17 protein-coding genes and 1 tRNA gene are annotated in these 21,977 nt (G+C 55.2%); 8 read left to right on the forward strand and 10 right to left on the reverse strand.

The annotated features are described in order from the left end of the window. Positions 1 to 111: 111 nt before the first annotated feature. From ACXAIC_RS22830 to ACXAIC_RS22860, 7 genes are all read right to left on the reverse strand, one after another. The gene (locus ACXAIC_RS22830; protein ID WP_475186178.1) at positions 112 to 1,125 is read right to left on the reverse strand and encodes a GIY-YIG nuclease family protein; all 1,014 of its coding nucleotides are present in this window, start codon (positions 1,123 to 1,125) and stop codon (positions 112 to 114) included. Beyond that, a complete protein-coding gene (locus tag ACXAIC_RS22835; protein ID WP_475186179.1) occupies positions 1,122 to 1,592 on the reverse strand; it encodes a DUF6998 domain-containing protein in 471 nt (156 codons plus the stop codon). Before ACXAIC_RS22835 ends, ACXAIC_RS22830 begins: the two co-directional genes overlap by 4 nt. A 69-nt stretch (positions 1,593 to 1,661) precedes the next feature. Then, the gene (locus ACXAIC_RS22840) at positions 1,662 to 3,512 is read right to left on the reverse strand and encodes an AAA family ATPase (protein ID WP_475186180.1); all 1,851 of its coding nucleotides are present in this window, start codon (positions 3,510 to 3,512) and stop codon (positions 1,662 to 1,664) included. 6 nt (positions 3,513 to 3,518) lie between these two features. After that, positions 3,519 to 5,279 carry a restriction endonuclease subunit S gene (locus ACXAIC_RS22845; protein WP_475186182.1) on the reverse strand — a complete coding sequence of 587 codons (1,761 nt, stop codon included), beginning with the start codon at positions 5,277 to 5,279 and terminating at the stop codon, positions 3,519 to 3,521. Further along, a complete protein-coding gene (locus ACXAIC_RS22850; protein ID WP_475186183.1) occupies positions 5,276 to 6,754 on the reverse strand; it encodes a type I restriction-modification system subunit M in 1,479 nt (492 codons plus the stop codon). The genes ACXAIC_RS22845 and ACXAIC_RS22850 overlap by 4 nt, the downstream gene beginning before the upstream one ends. Then, the gene (gene hsdR, locus ACXAIC_RS22855) at positions 6,754 to 9,102 is read right to left on the reverse strand and encodes an EcoAI/FtnUII family type I restriction enzme subunit R (RefSeq protein WP_475186184.1); all 2,349 of its coding nucleotides are present in this window, start codon (positions 9,100 to 9,102) and stop codon (positions 6,754 to 6,756) included. Before hsdR ends, ACXAIC_RS22850 begins: the two co-directional genes overlap by 1 nt. Positions 9,103 to 9,319: 217 nt before the next feature. Beyond that, positions 9,320 to 9,409 (reverse strand) — tRNA-Ser (locus tag ACXAIC_RS22860). An 897-nt stretch (positions 9,410 to 10,306) separates the two neighbouring features. Here ACXAIC_RS22860 and ACXAIC_RS22865 point away from each other — a divergent pair. The 7 genes from ACXAIC_RS22865 (at position 10,307) to ACXAIC_RS22895 (ending at position 16,757) form a co-directional block, all read left to right on the forward strand. Further along, a complete protein-coding gene (locus ACXAIC_RS22865) occupies positions 10,307 to 11,296 on the forward strand; it encodes a septal ring lytic transglycosylase RlpA family protein (RefSeq protein ID WP_475186187.1) in 990 nt (329 codons plus the stop codon). Positions 11,297 to 11,455: 159 nt separating this feature from the next. After that, positions 11,456 to 12,562: a D-alanyl-D-alanine carboxypeptidase family protein gene (locus ACXAIC_RS22870; protein WP_475186188.1), complete on the forward strand. Its 1,107-nt coding sequence runs from the start codon at positions 11,456 to 11,458 to the stop codon at positions 12,560 to 12,562. A 173-nt stretch (positions 12,563 to 12,735) separates the two neighbouring features. Beyond that, complete coding sequence (tmk, locus tag ACXAIC_RS22875; RefSeq protein WP_475186191.1) at positions 12,736 to 13,422, forward strand: dTMP kinase; 687 nt, start codon at positions 12,736 to 12,738, stop codon at positions 13,420 to 13,422. Then, the gene (locus ACXAIC_RS22880) at positions 13,422 to 14,483 is read left to right on the forward strand and encodes a DNA polymerase III subunit delta' (RefSeq protein WP_475186193.1); all 1,062 of its coding nucleotides are present in this window, start codon (positions 13,422 to 13,424) and stop codon (positions 14,481 to 14,483) included. The genes tmk and ACXAIC_RS22880 overlap by 1 nt, the downstream gene beginning before the upstream one ends. A 96-nt stretch (positions 14,484 to 14,579) precedes the next feature. Then, a complete protein-coding gene (locus ACXAIC_RS22885) occupies positions 14,580 to 15,386 on the forward strand; it encodes a TatD family hydrolase (protein ID WP_475186196.1) in 807 nt (268 codons plus the stop codon). After that, a complete protein-coding gene (locus ACXAIC_RS22890) occupies positions 15,383 to 16,219 on the forward strand; it encodes an MBL fold metallo-hydrolase (RefSeq protein WP_475186198.1) in 837 nt (278 codons plus the stop codon). Before ACXAIC_RS22885 ends, ACXAIC_RS22890 begins: the two co-directional genes overlap by 4 nt. Then, positions 16,209 to 16,757 (forward strand): regulatory protein RecX, encoded by a 549-nt coding sequence (locus ACXAIC_RS22895; protein ID WP_475186199.1) that lies wholly within the window; start codon positions 16,209 to 16,211, stop codon positions 16,755 to 16,757. Before ACXAIC_RS22890 ends, ACXAIC_RS22895 begins: the two co-directional genes overlap by 11 nt. Positions 16,758 to 16,918: 161 nt before the next feature. Here ACXAIC_RS22895 and ACXAIC_RS22900 read toward each other — a convergent pair whose 3' ends face one another. From ACXAIC_RS22900 to gcvA, 3 genes are all read right to left on the reverse strand, one after another. Continuing rightward, entirely contained in the window at positions 16,919 to 19,429 is a 2,511-nt protein-coding gene (locus tag ACXAIC_RS22900) for an arsenate reductase (azurin) large subunit (protein ID WP_475186202.1), read from the reverse strand. 21 nt (positions 19,430 to 19,450) lie between these two features. Beyond that, positions 19,451 to 19,969, reverse strand: coding sequence for an arsenate reductase (azurin) small subunit (locus ACXAIC_RS22905; RefSeq protein WP_475186206.1), 519 nt, complete (start codon positions 19,967 to 19,969; stop codon positions 19,451 to 19,453). A 132-nt stretch (positions 19,970 to 20,101) separates the two neighbouring features. Further along, positions 20,102 to 21,022: a transcriptional regulator GcvA gene (gene gcvA, locus ACXAIC_RS22910; RefSeq protein ID WP_475186208.1), complete on the reverse strand. Its 921-nt coding sequence runs from the start codon at positions 21,020 to 21,022 to the stop codon at positions 20,102 to 20,104. 315 nt (positions 21,023 to 21,337) lie between these two features. Between gcvA and ACXAIC_RS22915 the strand changes: the two genes are divergently transcribed. Further along, a complete protein-coding gene (locus ACXAIC_RS22915) occupies positions 21,338 to 21,904 on the forward strand; it encodes an N-acetyltransferase family protein (protein WP_475186210.1) in 567 nt (188 codons plus the stop codon). The last annotated feature ends 73 nt before the right edge of the window (positions 21,905 to 21,977 follow it).

Below are 21,977 nucleotides of genomic sequence, written 5' to 3' on the forward strand. Positions count from 1 at the left end.
ACTCGGCTTTGGCATGGAAAAGCCCATTGGCATTCGAAGCCAGGGCCGCTTAAATGAGAACTCGGGGCGGAATCAAACCGTGACAGGTCCATGATGGGAGCGCGGACATACTTAATCGGCTTCAATTTCTTTAAGCTGAGCTTCCTGCCAGTCGGCATAAGTCTCGCCGGACTCAGAATTGATCCAGTCTGTTCGACCGTTACGACTTGTTCCATGGATTGCTTGAGAAGCCGCGCTGGGGCTGGTGAAGGCAACATCATCGGTAAACCGCAGAACGCCTGGCCGTTCGGTCTGTGAAAGCTTGCCAGAGGACCTTAGTTGCTTGCGAAACGAGCTGACGGAGCTCAGCAAAGAAGGTTGCTCATCTAGTCTCGCTTCGGAGCCTTGCAGCACGATCATGCGACCATCCGATTCTACGGCCCGGGCAACAATTTGAGGTTTTTTGACTTCAATTCGAAACTCCGGACTTGATCCTCCACCCTCCGTAGGTCGGGTCTGACCAAATACGAAGCGTTTTTCGGCTTCTGCGGTATCGTCCAGGACCGACGATACTTTTGTTCCAGTTTCTAATGCAGCTTCATCAGTGTTCTGTTGTCGCGAAATCGAAGGTGTTGGACGGAGAAAATCCAATCCTATCGAAGGCAAAAGGACACGCAGCTGTTCGGTGAAGTAATTCATGTCGGCGATGTCCGCTTCGGGTAAATAACCGAAATCCGGATTTGTAGCATTTCGGAGTTCGGCACGTCCTTCTTCGTTTACGAGGTCAATCAGGCGACTTTCCAGATAACGAACATGCGCTTTGGTTAAGTTCTGGTCCTTGCTCGTAACAACGCAAACGAAGTCCCAAAAGTCTTTGCTTTCGTCGGAATTGTGCTGGATTAGGCGCTGCCGAACATTGTCTGTTTCGCCAATGTAAACAATTGATCTCAAGGGGTTATCCGGACTTTGACCTACAAGGAGGTACAGCCCGGTGCGTTTCACTTCATCACGTTTCAGGAGATTAGTGATTTGTGTTCTCGGCCCATAAATCACATGGCCAGTCCAGTTCATGATCTCTGCCGTCAAGATGCCTGATGGCGATCCATCAACAAGGAACAATCTGATCGTTCGGCCATTGGCGTTCATACTGGTGGCATCCTATTTTGCGGAAGGCGGTCAACCTCCGGAACGTCTTCAAAGAGTTTGGAAAGCCTGGACAGGGAAATCGGTCGTTGGCCGTTCTTCTGCAACTTCCCGGCTGCATGCCATGCATTTGACCCGGGACCGTTATAAACGACCTTGATTGAGTTGCCTTTGGCACGTTGCAAGACAATCAGGTGATCCGGCTCATGCCGAAGCGCGATGCTTCTACCTTGAGTCAGTTTGATTTCGACGTTCCGGCCGTCACGGGTAGTCGCGTCATGGCCTAGGGTCGAAGCAGCGTTAAGTTCAAGATCGAACATGTATGCTGCGACCACTTCACCGATGCTTCCAACGAGATGACCATCAAGTGTGAATTTTCGACCGGGGAACAGGCGCTCGAGGCCATCTGAAGCAGAATAAAGCGCATCAAGATGCCTTGCGACTTCTGTCCAATCTACTCCCGGACTCATCTCTCGATCCAACTTCAACTAAAAATATAGGTATAACCGCTTAAGACGACTTTAGTTTGTATTCCGGCCTCATTGAAGCTTTTCCTGTACAAACTCAAAAATTGGTCGGAAAACGTGGAAATATTTGTCTTCCAAGCGTGGAATGATATCTTTTGCGAAGCGCTCTTTTTGCGCGTCCGACTTGATGACAACTTTGCTACCGCCACCGGGAGACGGTTCTTCGTCAAAAAATTCTTCTGTCAGCGGATCTCCATAAAACAAGTGCTCAATTTCGCACATAGAGTCGCCACCGAAGCTCACGTTTCCGGGTAAGTCGCGCACAACTTGACTACGTATTTTCTCGTTTGCCGGGAGAGGCAGCATAATTCCGTAGGCGTTCTTGTTGGGTACTTTTTTGATTTGGCCTGCTTCCAAATCATTGACTTCGATTTCATCGCTTAGCCCGTTCCAGTAATCGAACGCTTTGTCGAAATCGAAGAGCCCAAAAACGGGTAAGCCGTTCATTTCGTTGTGTATTCTGTCATCGGTTAGCAGCTGTTTGAGATACGAGCAACTGAACCCGTAAAACGGAATAAAGGGCATTTCCCGATCAAAGCATCTCGCCCAGGCCTCTTTGATAATGATGGGGTCAATGCTTCCTTCGGTGAAGAGAATTGGCTGTGCTTTGAATTGGATCGCATTAATGATGCTGAGTAGCTGTTCGGTCTCTGTATATTTGATGAGCTTATCGCTGAGCTTTTGAACGGCGACCCTCTTGGGGACACTATAAGCATTTACATTACCGTTCTTTAAATCGAAGAACCCAATCCGGTCCTTGTCGTGAGAAATCAGTGTTGCTGCGCTGTGGCTGCTCAGCAGCACATGATTGGTGTCTGCGGCCACGGTTCCCGCGATATCGAGCACCTGTTCCAAGAAGCCGAACTGCCACTCCGGATGAAGAAAGGCATCCGGCTCGTCAAGCAGCGTGATGCAGTTCCTGTCCTTAAACAACTCAGAGATGGCGTAGATATAGATGGATTGAAACTGACCGTCGCTGAAGTCTTTGGCCTGCACAGGACGGCCATCTGTCAGCCCGATGGGAATCGACAGGGACTCAAACATTCCGAGGGTCTTGAGATTATCCAGGCTACGGAAAAGACCAGATGCTGTCTCCTCCGCAAACTTCTCCGAGAAAAGAGCCCGATTTATCCGGATCTCATAACGATCCTTGGCTCGATCATAAAGCGAGTCCCGGGTGAAATCACCCCGCACGCATTCGAGCAGCCGTTCAACGAAACTCAGCGAAATGCCTTTGGCACCCCACAGAAAAGACGCAACATCGCCGACTTCAACCTGGCTGTGTTTGAACGACGGAGCCTTGAGCGTTAGCGTCACAGTTTCTGTCGAAACCTGGATCCCAAGTTTATCGCAGACATACTGACGCGCGGCGCAATCCTCAGGCTGAAGGAGCAGAATTGAGAGCAGCATTTCCTTGTATTCATTGCCAATGCCAATGAAAGCGCGGACTTCATCGCCAGTCCATGATTTGTTGCGCCGCGCATGGGCCTTTGCGTAGCGATCAACAGTCTTGCCAATGGTGTCACTGTGGCCGGAGTAATAGACAATCACATTGTCAGGGATGGGCGCGGTGCCAATGGTGGAACGCTTTGCGCCGTTGACTTCCATCTGCCCGTCTTTGCGCGTTATGCGAATATCTTGCCCGTCAATCTCGTAGAAAAGTTCAAAGTCAAAGCCAATGTCTGACCGTTTCTTTTTCGAGCTGAAGATGAAGTTGAAAATCTCGACCAAGGCTTCAAAGAAATTGGACTTCCCTGTGCCGTTCTTGCCGACAAAGATGTCGAGGAAATTGTCACCATCGAACACGAGAGTGAAATCTCGGAGGTTCTTGTACTTGCTAATCCAGACAGACTTTAAACGCATGTTCTTTCAATGAATTTTCGAGGTGAGAGTATCTGAAACACTTCGCGCAAGCGTATTTGCAGCGGCCAAATCGCGAGAAAGCTTGTCGCACAGTTCAAACAAGCGGTCTAGTTCAGCTACTATCCTTAGTTGTTCTGCATAGGGCGGAATCGGAAATGTCAGAGATGCCAACTCTGTGGAGTTTACGTTTTTGAGCCCCACGCCGTGACGTATGGGCAACTCTATCTGATCTCTGATAAACTTTGAGTTGCTGGCATACCAAAGGAACTGCGGCACAATGGAATCCGGGTCAATTCGAAGTCGTACGAGATAGCCTGCAAAAGCATAGTCTTGATCAAGCTCTGGGACTACGGCAAAGCGTCCGACGATATCCAAGCTTCCATTGGAGCGGATGACCAAAAGATCGCCCTTTTGAAGTCGTAAGTCATCGAGCTCTTTACCCTCCAAAGAGCCGTATTTCATATCCTCAAAACTGACACGCCCGCCTGACACGTTCGGAATCCGCAAAACAGGAGTTAAACTTTCGTCCCGGCCACATTTTTTGGACGTTCCATACCTGAGGTCGGATGCTAATTTCCCCAGATAAGCCCATTGCCAACCAGCTGGGATTTCGAAAGCGGTTTTCCGCTCGTTGATCTTCGAAAGAATGGTGCGATGTCGCGATGTAGCCTTGCGCTTGTTTTCACCGTACAGCCGAGCAAGCAGCTTTTCAGCGGGTATGTCTTGTTCCAGCTGCTTGGTAAGTACACCTTGCAACGCAAGCTCTAGAATAGTTTCTTTCAGACTTGTGATGCTCTCTTCGGTTGTGAAAAGCGTGTCGAAATGAGTTTCAATGCGAGCCCAGTTTTCTGAAAGTTCTTCGGAGGATTGGCTATTTGTGAGAGTGGCGAGGCAGGTTTCGACGAGAATTTGGTGCGCCTTGAGGCTGTCTTCGGTCTGACGCTCCAAAGCATCACACAACGCCATCAGCTCATCCACCTTAGCAACAATGCGGCGTTGCTCGGCTGTTGGCGGTAATGCAATAGGAGTGTCAGTAAAGTAAGAGCGAGGGACCCGCTTTTGTCCTGCGGAGCCTGTCATCACCTTTTCGCCATTATCGATATAGGAAGGTGCTTTCAAATGAAGCAGTATGAAGCGAGCAACCACTGAATCTGAAAATAAGCGAGCCACGTGCAGCTCTGTTGTTCCCGCTCCGATGCCGCCTTTTAGTCTTGAGAAGACGGCAGCTTTGCTGTTTTCGAAGCATGGAGTGATTTTTGCGAGGGCTATATCGCCGTCGGCGAAGTGCGTGTATCCCTTTTTGATTTCCCCCCAGGTGCGATCTTCATAACCATGCTCACCAGTATGGCTTGTCGTGATTTCTGGCATAGGGACAAAAGAAACGATTTCGTCATCAGCCGCTTCATTTTTAGGGGCAATCTCCGCCAAGTCTGATAGGCGCGTCCACGCCCAAGAATGCGGTATCTCAAACCTTGCTTCTCTAGCGGACACCGGACCGACTGATTTTTGATTGCGGATACGTTTCTGCAAGAACAGATCGTTGCGTATTGATTGTGTGGATGTCAGAACTTCAAGAGCCGTTCCATCTTCGGCTTTCTGTTGCGAGAGTTTTCCTCGGACAGCCAGCTCTAGTATTAATTCCCGCAGTTTCTTAATGCCCACGAGGCTAACAGCGCCACCATTTCCACGCCCTGCACTGGACTTCTTCTCGATTGCAGATGTCCAGATGTCCAGATGCTCGGTTAAAAGTTGGTTCACATCCGTCATGAACTAACCCCTTTCAGAGCATCTGAAAGGATTGCTTTCAGTTTCATGCGGAGTTTCTGGATGTCGTCTTGTGCCTTGCTATAAGCCTCCAGCAAATGATCCGGATCGTGATCCTCAACGGCTTCGACATGTGGATTCTTGTCGTCAAAGTTGAAGCCACGTTCCTCAAAGTACTCGACACTGCGCTTCCAAGCTTGCTTAGTTTCCGTGCGGGTTTTGAAACCATCAGCCTCATCACCCCACCAGTCAATTTCAGCCTGAAATTCTGCAAATCGCATTGGTTTTGATTTGTTGTAGTTCGTGACGCCTTCAGGATAGGGATGTTCGTAGAACCAGATGTCTTTCGTAGGTTCGCCCTTGGTGAAAAACAGGATGTTCGTCTTGATACCTGTGTAGGGATTGAACACACCATTGGGCAGTCGAACGATCGTATGCAGGTTGCATTCTTCCAAAAGTTGCTGTTTCAGGCGGGTCTTCACACCTTCACCGAATAAAAATCCATCCGGCAATACGACTGCTCCGCGGCCATGTTTTTTTAGCAGCTTGATTATCACTGCCATGAACAGATCTGCGGTCTCCCGGGTTCGCAGAGTGCTCGGGAAATTGCCTTCGATTCCATCTTCTTCCATGCCACCAAATGGTGGGTTTGTGATAATGCAATTGACGCGGTCCTTATCGCCGTAGTCCCGGTAAGGTTTGGAAAGAGTGTTATCGAGTTTGATGTTTGACGGGGTATCGATCCCGTGCAGGATCATATTGGTCATACAAAGCATGAAAGGGAGTGGCTTTTTCTCTACACCCCGAATGGTTTTCCCAATTGCTTTCCGGTCCTTGCTAGTCGGGGCATAGTTCTCCCGCTTATGGTCAATGGCGCAGGTCAGAAATCCGCCCGTACCGCAGGCTGGATCAAACACAACTTCTTCAAGCTTCGGGTCAACGCGATTGACAATAAACTTTGTGACTGCGCGCGGGGTATAAAACTCCCCGGCGTTTCCAGCACTTTGTAGATCTCTCAGTATCTGTTCATAGATGCCACCGAATGTGTGCCAATCCTCGCTGTTGTTGAAGTTGACCTCATTGATCTTGTTGATCACCTGGCGCAACAGGGTTCCGGATTTCATGTAATTGTACGCGTCGGCAAACACGCGCTGGATGATCAGGGCCTGATCACGTTGTGGGCCTTGAATTTGAACGGGAGCTTTAAGTTTCGGGAAGAGAGTATCTTGCACAAAATCGTACAGAGGTTCGCCAGTCAGGCCCTCTCTGTTGCCTGCCCAATTGCGCCAACGCAAATGTTCAGGAAGTGCCGATTTGAAGTCATCGTCGACAAGTTCCAGTTCCTCTTCGCGATCATCGAGAATCTTCAGAAAGAACATCCAGACCATCTGGCCGATGCGTTGTGCGTCACCGTCAACGCCAACGTCTTTTCGCATGATGTCCTGAATTGCCTTGATGATGCCGGAGATATTTCCCATCAACCGCTGGTCCGCCTGTACAGTTCTGTTTCGAGGTCTCTAACGGCCTCTTCGTAGCGTTCTTTGCCGCCAAAAACATCTTTTATTATTTCCACAGGCGTGCCCACTTCATCGAACGGGGGCATGCGCAAGACACGAGCATCTTCAATGGTTTGAATGCCCTCGTCAGCGTATTTTTCCAGCAACGCCGACAGTACCTTGCGGGCTTGATCTCCATATTTTGCGAAGTAATTGCGTTTTTTTACGTTGTTCGCTCGTTCTGCTCTCGTAAGGGGCGGTTGGTCGTATGCAACATGGAGCAAGAGATCGAAGTCGCCAAAGTCTTTCCCGACTTCTTGAGCGAGGTTCTCTAACAGAACGCCGTGCTCCTCCAACTCTTCGATAATGACTGCCTTCTTTTTCGAGCCGTTCCAACGCTTGATGAAATCGTCCAGCGACGCAAATTCGGTGCGTACCTGCTTGCGTGCAAAATCCTTGTAAGACTCGGTTATTAGGTTTCCGTCGGGGCCGATGAAACTGACCCGTTCAGCGATGATTGCAACATCAAGTCCGCCGACATGGATTTTTTTGACACCATCACTCGTGTCATCGTTGCCGTCGTCATCATCGTCGTCTCCTGGCGGATCAGGAGGTTCCGGTGGGTCATCCGGTTCCGGCTCATATATGACAGCAGGTTCGCCATCAAATTCCGGGTCATTGAAGTGTTCGGTCGCTTTTTTGAAATCCATGATGGTGAAATAGTATTTTCCGTTGTCCTCATCGACTCGGGTTCCACGACCGATAATCTGCTTGAAGATGGTCATTGACGTTACAGTCTTGTCGATCACGATCAGCTTGCATGTTTTTGCGTCCACGCCCGTCGTAAGCATCTCCGAGGTGGTCGCGATGACCGGAAAGCGGCTTTCTGGGTCGATGAAATTGTCGAGTTCCGCTTTGCCTTCGACACTATCTCCAGTGATCCGCATTACATATTTCGGGTTGTCGATAGCCAGATGGCCCGCGGCATTTACGATAGCTTTCCGCATGCGTTCTGCGTGATCAATGTCTTCGCAAAAGATGATTGTTTTGCTGAAGGGATCCGTTGCCCTCAGGAGCTGCATGACGCGGTCGGCAACAAGTTTTGTCCGTCTATTCAGGACGAGGATCCGATCCATGTCCTGCTGATTATATTGACGATTTTCGATTGGAGTCCCCAGGTCATCAACCGCGCCGGGAGGAGGGGTCCAACCAAGAACATCTTTGTCGATATCGATTTTGACGACCTTGTATGGAGCGAGAAAGCCGTCCTGAATACCTTGTTTCAGCGTGTAGGTATAAACGGCCTTGCCGAAGTACGAACTGCTCGAAATGTACTTGGTTTCCTTCGGAGTCGCGGTGAGGCCGATCTGCGTGGCTGAACCAAAATACTCCAGGATTTCTTTCCAGGCAGCATCATCTGCCGCACTTCCCCTGTGGCATTCGTCAACAACAATCAGATCAAAGAAATCCGGGGAAACCGTTTTGTAAGCTTTGTCAGCCTCGTCGGGGCCTGTGAGGGCCTGGTAGAGGCCAAGGTGGATCTCGTAAGCAGGGTCAATCTTACGGTTCTTGATCTTGGTCATCACCGAGCCGAACGGTTTGAAGTCGTTTACCAGGGTCTGGTCAACGAGAATGTTCCGATCAGCTAGAAACAGTATTCTTTTGGCAGCCCCAGCCTTCCACAAACGCCATATGATCTGAAACGTTGTGTAGGTTTTTCCTGTGCCTGTCGCCATGACCAGAAGGGCGCGGTTTTCGCCTTTAGAGATCGCCTCGATCGTGCTGTTGATTGCTTCAGCTTGATAGTATCGAGGTTCTTTTCCCGACCCATCGTCGTGATAAGGCTGAACCAAAAGGTCTTCTCTGGTTCCCTCCAGGCCGCGAAAACGTTTGTACCGATCCCATAAAACTTCGGGCGGGGGAAACGCATCAAGCGCAAGGGATTGCTCGATTGGTTCTCCGGTCGCTGGAAATTTGTTGTGCGATTCAAACGCATCTCCGTTCGAGCTGAAAGCCGACGGAATTTCTAGTATCTCTGCATATCCGAGGGCCTGTTGCATACCTTGGCCGGGAGTGTGCTTGTTGTCTTTCGCTTCAAGTACGGCAACAGGCAGCGAAGGTTCCCAAGAAAGAACGTAGTCGGCGAACTTCTTTTTCTTCTTGTTTCGGGAGGACATATTCCCGCGAACGATAATGGGACCAGGGGTGAGTGTGACTTCTCGCCGAATTTGCGTGAATGGCATCCACCCAGCTTTTTTTAGAGCAGGAGTGATATACAGATCGCAGATATCTGTTTCGCTTAGTTCCTTTTTCTCGGCAGGTGAAAGCAAGCTAATGTCCAGCGATTTTGATTGTCTCTGTTTTAAAAAATATGACACCCAGACAATATAAAAACAAGAAGTTGCAGCCAACTCGTATTTCAATCAACGCAGAAATGCGCCTCGCTGAGTTTCCTCAACCAACGAATATTTTTTGATGGGTGTTTAGTTGGGCGAAGAAAAGAGTTTTACAAAATTAAAAACTAAATCAGAAACTTGCAAAAGAAAGTGGCGGTGAGGGTGGGATTCGAACCCACGGTACGCTCTCACGCACGGCGGTTTTCAAGACCGCTGCCTTAAACCACTCGGCCACCTCACCAAATGCAGCCCGGCGCGCGAAGCGCGGCCACAGCTCCCGTTTCCTTTGTCTGGCGGCGAATGTCAAGAGCCGGATTTCACGGCCAGGCAATTTGCTGAAAAATCATGTGGACCTGCACTGGTCATCTTGAACGGCCTCAATTGGCACGACCCTTGGGACAATCCGGCGCCGTGCACGACAAGCGCTGCGTAAGGCCGTTTCTGAGGTGGGGTCGGAACATGCACCCGGCATCGGAACATCGCCAAAGAGTGGGGCCGCCAGTCCGGTGTCGTGGGCAGGGTTTTGAACCGGCGGCCAAAGCTGGAGGTGGGGTCCAGCATTGCCGTGACAGGGCGGTCACGAGCAATGACGTCACCCTAGCCCGCCGCGCTGAGAGGGGATGTGACCTGCATCACATCCTGCCTGTTTGGCGATTTTTCCAACGCTGTGCCCCTAGCGCAACAGTCAAGGCACACAGAAATACGGATTTTTTCAAATTACATTTCAGTGTGTTAACCAAAAATTTCCTAAGGGATCTCCAGCATTTTTCAAGTTTCCTGTGCGTGGTGCCTGCTTTGGGAGGTCAGCAGTCTCGACGCGGCATTTACTTTCAAGTAATAAACTTGCGATTTAAACAGGCACTATGATCGGATGCATTGCGGGGGCTGTGCATCGATAGGGGACTGATCACAGGATCGGATCGTAGCCTGAATCCAGTGCTTGAAGCTTTGTTTCAGCACCGGGGGATCGCGTAAGCTGCGGGGCCGCCAACGCGTAGTGAGTAGGACGGCAGGGATGCAAGGGACAGACGGCGCCAACAGCCTGGGGGCTGGATCGTCATCGGGTATAGCGACACATCAACCGCGAGATAAGACAGACGGGCAGGCGGGCGGCCGATTGCGCCGCTTCGGGCCCGTTATGCTGGCTGTTGCGGCTGTCACTCTGGTCGCGGCCTGTAGCTCCACTCCCCAGACCAAAGCCAAGTTCAGCCCGAAAAAATACGGCGTCAAGGCGAGCCCTAAAATGGTCGCAGCCGGCAAGCCGGTCCCCAAAGGCGGGGGCCGCTATGTGGTCGGAAAGAAATACAAGATTGCCGGCAAGTGGTATTACCCAAAGGAAGACCCCAACTACAAAAAGGTCGGGCTTGCCTCGTGGTACGGGCCGACATTCCATGGCCGTAAGACTGCCAATGGTGAGATCTTCGACCGCAACTCTCTGACAGCCGCCCACACCACCATGCCGCTGCCATCCTATGCCCGTGTCACCAACACGGCCAATGGCCGCTCGATGATTGTGCGCGTGAATGACCGCGGACCGTTCCACGGCAACCGGATTATCGACCTCTCAGAACGGGTCGCAACCATGCTGGGCACCAAATCCGCGGGCGTTGGCAAGGTTAAGGTCGAATATGTCGGCCGCGCACCGCTGCACGGGCAGGACGAAGCCTATCTGATGGCCTCCTACCGGGGTCCCGGTTCGGTTGTGCCCGGTGGCACACAGCCCGGAACACTGCTGGCACAAGTCACCCCGGAGGTCATTTTCGGCTCGGTTCCAGCTCCTGCCTCACGCCCCTATCTGGCAGCGCTCAGTCAGACCCGCACCGCCCAGACCGTCACCGTTGCCTTTGATCCGGCTATCGCGTTTGAAGCAGGCGGGGCAACCGTCAAGGTGGCGTCCAACAACCATTTCGGCCAACTGCCGACGCAGCAAGCATCCGGCTACGCTTCAGCAAACGCTGACGAGACAATTCCGGTCCCCGGCCGCCGTGTGACGCTTGAGCCCGGAAGTGCCGTCTCCTCCTATGCGGCCAACCAGAGGATCGCAGACGCGCATGAGACCCTGTCCACTCTGTCGACATCCGGTCTTTCCATGCGTCAGCTTGCTGCTAATATACCGGCAGGCGAATAATCGGCACGTCCTCAGCGGCCGGAAAATTTGCCGTTTTAACCGCGATGAAATGTCAAGGTAATCCGGCCTATGCACCTGTCAAACCTCGGATTTTGGCTGCAGCCTCGCACGATCTGCTTAACCCTTTTTACTGCGCTTGTTTCTGTCAGCACGCCCCAGATGGAGCCCGCTCAAGCAAGTGACGGTCTCGATACAAGAGCCCCCAAGGCCTACCTGCTGGAACCTTCCTCAGGCACAGTCCTGTTTTCCAAGGAACCGGACACCCCCTTCAAACCGGGATCGCTGGTAAAGGTGATGACAGCGGCCACGGTGTTTCATCTTCTGAAAGACGGGACCCTTTCGCCTGACCAGCTTTGTAAGGTCAGCGAACATGCCTGGCGTACCGGTGGCGCTCCGTCGCGCACCTCCACCATGTTTGCGGCCATCAAATCCGAAATCGCAGTGACGGACCTTCTCAAGGGGCTTCTGGTTCACAATGCCAATGACGCAGCCATCATTCTGGCCGAATGCGCTGACGGATCGGAAGAGGCCTTTGCCAAACGCATGACAGATCTCGCCCGTTCCCTGGGCATGGCTGGCTCATACTTCGGCAATCCGACCGGCTTTGACGATGTTCCCAGCCAGACCACTGTGCGGGACCAGGCTCGGCTTGCCGAATATATTCTGGAAGAGCATCCGGACTATTATCCGCTGTTCTCCGTCCCCGAATTCACCTGGAACAAGATTTTTCAGCGCAACAAGAACCCGCTTCTTGGCGAGATCCGGAATCTGGACGGGCTGGGCGGCGGCAATGATCCGGAAGACGGGTATTCGGGGCTTGCCTCGGTCAAGCGGGACGGACGGCGCGTGATTGCAGCCGTCGCCGGGCTCAATTCCGACAAGCACCGGCTGCAGTCACTCAATCAGGTGATCGGCGGTGCCTGGGAGTACTATGCCATCCAGACACTCTTTACGGCCGGAGAAACGGTTGTTGAGGGCCGTGTGTTCGGCGGCACGCAAGGGGCAGTGCCCCTGGTCGCCACAGCCGATGTCGACGTGTTGCTCGCCCGGGGTGGCAGCCTCGATTACCGGCTGCGCGTCGTCTATGAGGGCCCTTTGAAGGCCCCCGTTTCTAAAGGCACGCCCGCTGGCGAACTGCGCGTGATCGGCAAGGAGGGTATCGTCTACCGGGCCCCTTTGGTCACCGGGAACGCAGTCAGCGTAGGCAGCTTGATGGACCGGGCCGTTGACGGCCTTCAGGAATTGCTGTTCGGCTGGATCGGTTAAATCGCAAAGCCTATTGTTCGCAGATCTTTGCCCAGCATAACTCGGCAAAGCAGCATCAACATTTGCGCCGATCCCTGCTAAAAGCCATGGCACAGACAGGCACGGGCGGGAATCAGGCGGATTTCCGGGCCAGCTGCCTCAGCGCGTGGTGCAACCAAAAAACCGGGGGCAGTTTGCCAGGACATTTCATTTCATTTGAAGGCGGTGAGGGGGCCGGGAAGTCCACTCAGATTGCCCGGCTGAAAACCTATCTGGAAGGGTTTGGGCACGCTATCACCGTCACCCGCGAGCCTGGCGGGTCTCCGGGCGCTGAAAAGATCCGCACGCTGCTTTTGTCCGGAGAGGCAAAAGATCTGGGCCCACGCGGTGAGGCGATGCTGTTTGCCGCCGCGCGCGCAGATCATGTGGATGCAACCATCCGGCCCGCGCTTGAGCGGGGTGAGTGGGTCCTGTGCGACCGCTATGCGGATTCAACCCGGGTCTATCAAGGGGAAGCCGGAGTGGATCAGGACTATCTGAAGCTGCTGGAAACCGCTGCTGTCGCAGGCACCCGCCCGGAAATGACCATCTTGATCGATGTGCCACCGCAAATCGGTCTGAGCCGTGTGGCCAAACGCTCCAAGACAGATGCCAGCGGCGGCCCGGACAGGTTCGAGGACGAGGCGCTCGCGGTTCATGAGCGCCGCCGGAAACTGTTCCTGCAGCTCGCGCTGGACGAGGCTTACCGGTTCACCATCGTAGACGGCTCCCGCAACACGGATTTTGTCGAAAAGGAAATCCGCAAGGCGGTCTTGACCCACTTTGCAGAGGATCTGAGCAGCCAGGGCCCAGTGCGTCCCGGTGAAGGGGGGCCGGCCTGATGGCGCGCAAAAATGAACCGGCCGACACACCCGAAGTCGACGCCCTTCCGGGCGTCCCGCTGCCCCATGAACGCACGCGGCTGATCGGGCACAAGACAACAGAACAGGCGCTTTTGGACGCCTACCGCTCCGAGCGCCTGCACCATGCCTGGATCCTTGGCGGACCGAAGGGCATCGGCAAGGCGACCCTGGCCTTCCGCTTTGCCAAATTCGTGATCGCCCATGGCGACCGGTTTGGCCCTCAGACCTCACAGGCAACCGATTTGAGCGTGCCTGCGAACCATCCGGTGTGCAGGCAGGTCACCGCAGGCGGGCATCCGAACATTCTGCATCTGCGGCGGCCGTGGGATGACAGGGGCAAGAGGTTCAAGTCGGACCTGCCCGTGGATGAGGTCCGCAAGACCGTTTCCTTTTTCGGAACCACCGCTTCCGCCAGGGCCTGGCGCCTGTGCATTGTGGACTCAGCTGACGACATGAATGCCAGTTCGGCCAACGCCTTGCTGAAGATCCTTGAAGAGCCGCCTGAACGCTGTCTGTTTCTGGTGCTCAGCCACGCCCCGGGGCGCCTGTTGCCCACGATCCGGTCCAGGTGCCGCCGCCTTGACATGACGCCCCTGTCCGAAGCAGAACTCGCAGACGGCCTTCAAGAGCTGGCCGTGGATGCGCCGGGGTCTCCGGAAGATCTCCGCGAAATCACCAGAACCGCCGAGGGCAGCCTCCGGTCCGCACTCACGCTGCTCTCTGGTGACGGGCTGCAGATCGCCAAGGGTCTGCGTCAGCTAGCAAGCCATCCCGGGCAACTGGATCTGGGCGCTGTCCACGCCCTGGCCGATCTGGTGGCGGTGAGGGGCCAGTCAGACAATTGGGAAAGCTTTGAACATATTCTGGAGGCCTGGCTCCACGACAGGATGCGCCAGGACCTGAGAACCGGCGTGCGGGCCGCCTACCGCTTTGTCGAGCTGCGTGACAGAACCCTCAAGGCCATCCGGGACGCGGACGCGCTCAATCTGGACCGGAAGCAGGTGGTTCTTGACTTTTTCTTTGCTCTGAAAGCTGCCTGACCCGCTCAGGGCTTGGGGTTCGGGCCAAGAGAGGCTATCAAGACCAACCGGGCGGACTGGCCAGAGTCGGCCCGAAACCCATATTCAGGATCTTGAATGTTAGTCGACAGCCATTGCCATCTCGATTTTCCCGATTTTGACGGCGAGCGCGCCGAGCTGATCGCCCGCGCCAAAGACGCCGGGATCGGCCTGATGGTGACGATCTGTACCCATATCCGCAAATTCGACCAGATCCGCGCCATTGCCGAACAGCACCCGGAAGTCTATTGCTCGGTCGGTACACATCCGCACAATGCGGGCACTGAACGGGGCATTCCCGTGGAAGACATTCTGGCGCTCGCCGCCCATCCGAAAGTGGTCGCCATTGGCGAGGCCGGGCTGGACTATTTCTATGACAAGGCACCGCGCGAAGCCCAGGAAGAAGGCCTGCGCATCCATATCGAGGCGGCACGTCAAACCGGCCTGCCGCTGGTCATCCATTCCCGCGATGCAGATGATGACATGGCCAAAATCCTGCGCGAGGAAATGGGGAAGGGGGCTTTCCCGGCCCTGCTGCACTGTTTTTCGTCCGGCCGGGATCTGGCCCTGACCGGCATCGAACTCGGACTGTATGTCTCCTTCTCCGGCATTCTCACCTTCAAACGCTCAGACGACCTGCGTGCCATCGCCCGGGATCTGCCTTCAGACCGGCTGCTGGTGGAAACCGACGCCCCCTATCTGGCGCCCCAGCCCAAGCGGGGCAAACGCAACGAGCCCGCCTATACGGCCATGACAGCGGCGGTTCTGGCCGAAACACGCGGTGTCTCCCCGGAAGAGATCGCCCAGCAGACCACGGAGAATTTCTTCCGCCTGTTTCGAAAAGTGCCACGGCCGGCCGCCCTGGCAGGGATATCCGCGCAATGAGCCTCACCCTGACCATTCTCGGCTGCGGCTCGTCAGCAGGGGTGCCCCGTATTGGCAATGACTGGGGCGCCTGTGATCCTCAAAACCCGAGAAACCGGCGTTTGCGCTGTTCTCTTCTGGTTGAAAAACACAGTGAAGCAGGCTGCACACGGGTTCTGATCGACACCGGGCCGGACTTGCGGGAACAAATGCTGGCGGCGGACGTGCCCCATCTGGATGCGGTGCTTTACACCCATGCCCACGCGGATCATCTCCATGGCATTGATGATCTGCGCGCATTCTGGCTGCTCAGCCGGGCGCGGCTGCCAGTCTATATGGATGAACCGACATGGACAAAAGCCCGGTCCGCATTCGGCTATTGTTTCGAAACACCGTCCTGGTCGAGCTATCCGCCTATTCTGGAGCGCCGAGCGATTGATCCGCACAACCCGATCAAGATCACTGGTGCGGGCGGCGCGCTCACCTTCGAGCCGGTCCCCGTCACCCATGGCGAGATCGAGGCGCTCGGCTTCCGGATCGGAAACAGCGCCTACATACCTGATGTATCCGATATCTCGGAAAACAGTCTCAAATGTCTGCAAAGTCTGGATTTATTGATATTGGACTGCCTGCGCCGTTCGCCGCATCCCAGCCATTTTTGCCTGGATGATGCGCTTGACTGGACAGCCCGTATCGCCCCGGTACAGGCTGTCTTCACGAACCTTCATTGCGATCTGGATTACGCTACGCTTGCCGAAGAGCTGCCGGCGCATATCGAACCGGCTTTTGACGGTATGCGTCTGCAGCAGGGCGCTCTGACGGCCCGCACCGGTCAAACGGCCCATGTCGGCTAAAGCCCCAAAGCTGCCAACGCAAGAGCGGCTGACACGCATCGCAATCCATTATCTGGAACGCTATGCGTCCTCGACAGCGAACTTGCGCAAGGTGCTGGAACGGCGGGTCCTGAAAGCCTGCCACCACCATGGCCGCGATATGGCTGACTTCATCACCATGATCGAGGCTGTGGTGGAAAAATGCCGGGCCTCGGGGATGGTTAACGACCGGACCTATGCCGAAACCAAAACCGCCGGGCTCCGGCGCCGGGGCGGGTCCCGGCGCAAGATCGAAGCCCAGTTAAGCGCCAAAGGTGTCGACCGGAACACCATCCAAGCTGTGCTTGACGAACAGTGCGGCAGCGGCACGGAGCTGGAGGCCGCCAGAACCTTCGCCCGGCGTAGACGGCTGGGGCCCTACCGGACCGGTCCGGCCAAGGGGGAGGCAGGTGACCGGCGCGATAAGGATCTGGCAGCCTTGTGCCGGGCCGGGTTTTCCTTTGACATTGCCAGAACCGTTCTCGACGCTCTGCCAGACGACACGGCCGGAGAGGCTTAAGGCCGGTCTTATGCATCGTTTTCATTCAGGAAGATGCAGGCTCGCAACCTAATGTACATTCCCAGAAACGATTGAATCGGGTTCTTAGCAGGCAGCGGCAAACAGGCCGATTTGGCCTCAAAGGCTAACATCCCAATCGGGATTTTACCGCTCTGCTGGTCCTAGCCCAGCTTTGCCTCCTTGGACTTGAAGGACAGATGTCCGACCGCTTGGGGGGCATCAGACGCCTTACGGATGTCGGCCCAGACCTGTTTGTAGTTCGGCAATACGAGCTCATTGACCCCGGGGCCGACCAGATTGCCTTGAGATCCGCCCGGTGCTCCGAACACCATGAACACTTCCGAAATGCGTGCCGTTGGCGTGGGAACCGTCATGGCAAGCACCGCACCAACATCATTGTGGATCTCGACGAGATCTCCGGCTTCGACGCCAAGACCCGCCATGTCATCCGGGTTCATTTCAACGAAGGGGAAGGGAAATCGGTCTTTCACAAAGTCGTTTTCCTGATCCAGGAACCAGTTTTGCCAGTGGAGGTTGGAGCGGCCATTGTTGATGAGAAAGGCATAGCGCTCTTTCTGCTGTTGTTTGCCCGGTGCCTGGAGACCACGCCACCCGGCGGCACAAAAACGCGCCTTGCCGTCGCCGGTCGAAAAAATGCCGTCCGCATAGAGGCGCTTCGTGCCCGTCAAACGGCCATCTGCGTAACCGGTCACCGGCTCCTGCACGCCGTTATTGCCCATCGCACGCAAGCGGTCATAGGTCACATCGGCGCTGACATGGGTGTGGTACCCATCCATGAAGGCATCCTCTTCCCGCGTCCAGTCAAAGCCCTGAAACAGCGCCGCATAGCTGTGGCGGCCGTCTTCACGAAGAACTGCCTCCAGCCGGTTTGCAAGCCGGGCAGCAATCAGACAATCTGGAAGGGCGGACCCCGGAGGGTCCATGTATTTTTCGGTCAGACGCAACCGGCGCTCGCCATTCATGGACGTGAGGTTCATCTCTCCGGATTCTGCAGCTGGCAGCAGGACATGCCCCTGCTGCCCGATCTGGCTAGGGATAATGTCAACGCAGACTGTAAACAGACCACCCTGACCGATCGCGTCGACAATCGCGTCCACAAGCTCGGACCGGCTGGCGCCTGCTGCCCGGTCGATCGCATCGCGCACAAGTGCGGTCCGCCGATTGTAGATCTGCTTGAATTTTGCAGCGTTGAGCGTTGTCTTGAAATGGTCGTTCGCCCACACGTGGTGGACCTTACCCCCACCTTCGATGAGGAGATTGTCCACATAGGCTGAGGGACGTCCGGCATGGGCCGCTGACGGGCGGACATAACCTTCCTGATGTCCGCCAAGGCGGACAACGCCTCCTCCTGGCCGTCCGATATTGCCCGTCGCGAGCCCAATATTGACCAGAGCGCCAATGGTCCGGTAATTGTCGTTACCCCAGATGATACCTTTTTCATAGGGGAAGACGGTCCGGAGCCGGCTGCCGTCGGGTTTCGGTTCGGCAATCCAACGGGCCGCCAGGACCAGAGCGTCCTCCGCAATGCCGCAAATGTTTGCCCCTTCTGAGAGCGATATCCGGCAGGCCTGGCGGGCAGCTTCGTAGCTGACCAAGGCGGCCGGGTAGCGGGCGTCCTCGGCTTGCGCGATCGCGCCGGAATATGTCGTCTGCTCGATGAAGGCGCTGTCAACCCAACCCTGATCGGCGATATAGGTGAAAAGGGTGTTGAAAAGGGCAAGATCTGTTCCGGATTGGATCTGGAGATGCAGCACATTTTCGGCACCCGCGATCTGTTCGCAGGCATTCAAGGTAACCGTCCGCCGCGGATCAACCAGTACGAACCGGGCTGGGGCATGCGCTTCTCCGGGCAGTTCGCGCCGTTTCAGGTCGAGCGTGTCGCCGCGAAGTGCTGGTACCATGTGGTTGAGAAAAAGGTTGGTCTGGGTCTCCAGCGCGTTGGCCCCGGCCATGAAGATCGTGTCCGTTAATTGATAATCTTCGTAACAATTGTTCAGCTCGCCCACGCCCATGTCGCGGGTGGCATGAACTTCCGAATTATAGGCCGGCCGGTTGTGAATGCGGCAGTTGCGCACCTTCATGGCGTCAAAATAAAGCTTGCCCGTGCCCCAGGTGTTTTCATATCCACCTGCAGAGCCACCATGGTCGAACATGGAAACGACCAAGTCGTCCTCATTTTCTGCGTCGATCACACGTGCTGTCACGCGTGCCGCTAGGTCCAGCGCATCGTCCCAGCTGGTTGGCTGCCATGTCCCATGACGCCAGATCAAGGGATCCGTCAGCCGTTGCTGTTGCGTTCCCGTGATATCGGAGCGCCGGTTCTCGGCCATGCGCGCACCGCGCACCGATCCGAGACCGGAATTGACCGCGCAATCCTTGTCGGGCTTGATGACGAGATGCACATTCTTACCATCCTGACGCACCACATTGTGCATGCTGGGCGCATACCAGGCCTCTGTCTCGATTGCCTGCTGCTCATGCAGATCCAGACCAAACACGTTCTCGTCTGGCGCCGGCCCTCCCTGTTTAGAAAGTGGCCATGTATAGGCCTTGTAGCCACATCCAACGATACAATAGTGACACGTCACATTGTGCTGGTTGGCATCGGCGGGAATGACCGGCAAGCGGTCGACATGTCTCTTGAACGCCATGGCGGCCTCCGTCGTTGCTGCTCAGCTTCCGGACCACAAAGTGTTGGACAAACGCCCAAAGATCTGTTCGTCGACGCTTTCGGCGAAGATATCTCCCTGATCGTCAACCCGCAGCCTGAACTGGGCCAGGTTCTGGGTCGCATGACCCCAGATCTGGAGGCCGCCCGCTTCGCAGTCAAATCGGGAAAAATGCCCGGGACAGGTCAGGGTGCGGTCTTCTGCCTGGAAGACCAGTGGCCACCCCATATGGGGACAAAGCGTTGAAAAGGCGACGATATCCTGGTCTGATCCGACACCTCCCTCAACAGGCTGGCCTAACTTCAGAAGAACACCAGGACTGTCCACATCCGGGTAGGTAATCGCAAGTGGTGTATCGGTTTCCAGATCGGAGACATTGGCCAGCCGGCTGGCCGGATAGCGGATTTGGGCCAGTCCGGACTGCGCCATCGCCGGCTCACTTGTGCCCGCCATCGCGGCGGTAACCGCGCCGCCCTTGAGAAAGGTCCGCCGCCCGATCCCAATTCGTTTCGAACATGACATCTCATTGCCCCCTGGATCCTGCTATTCAGGAAATTCTATTAATGAGAGCATAGAATTCATAAACAACCAATAAGGGATTTAATACTGGATCATTTGGCGGCGGTCTCGCATGCCGGTTTCAGCACGCGTTCATCAGCCGGGCTGGCCGGTGTCCAAACTGGCCCGCAGCCGGTCGATCAGCCATTTTCGAACGCTGTCAAAATCCGGAGGAGCCGGCTCCTGCCTTGGCGTCACGAACCAGTAGCCAAACTCGATCGGCAGTCGCAGGGGAAAAGGCTGAACAAGACGGCCAGCGGCCAAGTCATCGGCGACAAGTAATGTACGACCGAGAGCAACCCCCTGACCATTCAGCACCGCCTGGAGCGTTGCTGCATCATCGCCGAGGCGAGGGCCTCGCAAGCCTTGCGGCGCTTTAACGCCTGCATGGCCGAACCAGTCACGCCAGCCCTCCGACATATCGCCGTGAAACAACCGGACATCCAGCAGATCAGCCGGTTCTTTAAGTCTCTGCCGCGCGGCGAAGCCGGGCGTGCAGATTGGACAAATGGTTTCTGCACCAATGAATTCAGCGCTCACATCGTGCCAGTTTCCGCAACCGAACCGGATTGCACCGTCAATCTGTTCAACCCGGAAGTCGATCAGGTGGCGAGAGGCCGAAATCTTCAGGTCGATTTCCGGAAAGGCACTGTCAAAATCCTCCAGCCGGGCCGCAAGCCAGCGCGCAGCCACGCTTGGAAGCATGGACAATGTGATGGTCGTGGCAATCTCGCGCCCCTGGGTCTCAATGAAGGCCTGTTGCAGGTCGGCGAATACCCGCACAAGGCTTTCGGCGAAATTCTTGCCGCGTCCGGTCAAGATCAATCGAGGCCCATGCCGGACAAAAAGCGGGTAGCCGACAAGCGCCTCAAGATCCTTGATCTGCCGGCTCACAGCCCCTTGCGTAACATTCAGATGTTCAGCCGCGGCGGTGAAGCTACCATATCGCGCCGCAGCTTCGAATGCACGCAATGCGCGAAGCGACGTGTTCGTCCATAGAGTATGAGTTTTTCTCATAATGATACGGAGGATAATCAGGGTTTTCTGAAATATTCAACATCTTATCATTGCAGAAACAGGCAGAACACCTCATGCCTGTATGTGAATTTCGCCTGCCGAGTTCGGCGGTGAGCCCGTCTGATCCGGATTGAAGACAACCAGGGATTTTGTCCGTTGTGACCCGGTGAGGCCGGCGCAGAAGGTGGAAGGGCACTGCTGGATGAGCGCAAAAAACCAAGCCTTCACCGGTTGGTACGCGTTGACAGAAAGACTTTGAAGAGGCGCGGCAGGTTGGGCGACAAAGCAAGGCCGACGGCAGAGAGGGCAACAAAAATGACCGTTTCGACCGTGCGACAGGGCCGGCAACTGATTGAGCCGCATATTCGTCTGGCAGAACCAGACGATGCGGCCGGGATTTCAGACATCTATAGCCACTATGTTCTGCATGGCACGGCAACCTTTGAAGAGGTCGCACCTGATGCGAACGAGATGGCGCGGCGGCTTCAGGCTCTTCGTGATCGAAATTACGCCTGCCTGATCGCAGAGCAGGACGACCGGATCGTGGGCTACGCCTATCTCGGCCCGCACAAGGAACGGTCTGCATACCGGTTCACCGCTGAGGACACAGTTTACGTGTCTCCCGATTGGGTCGGAAGCGGCATCGGCACACGTCTTCTCGAAACCTTGCTCGAAGACGCAAGACAGAGCCGACGCTATGCCAGCGTTATGGCCGTCATCGGTGACAGCGAGAATGCAGGTTCGATCGGTCTCCACAGCAAGATGGGATTTCGGCATATCGGGATGGCGGCCGGGCTGGGCTTCAAGTTCGGCCGTTTCATCAATGTCGTCTACATGCAGCTAGACCTCAGGAATGAGAAAATGCCGGAAGAAAGTCTTTAGGTCGGTTCCATCGACCACGGTTACGGCCAGCCGGGCAGGGTCAAACGGCAAGACCATTCTCGCCAGGCCAAGA

Source organism: Roseibium sp. AWQ4_254 (assembly GCF_056161025.1).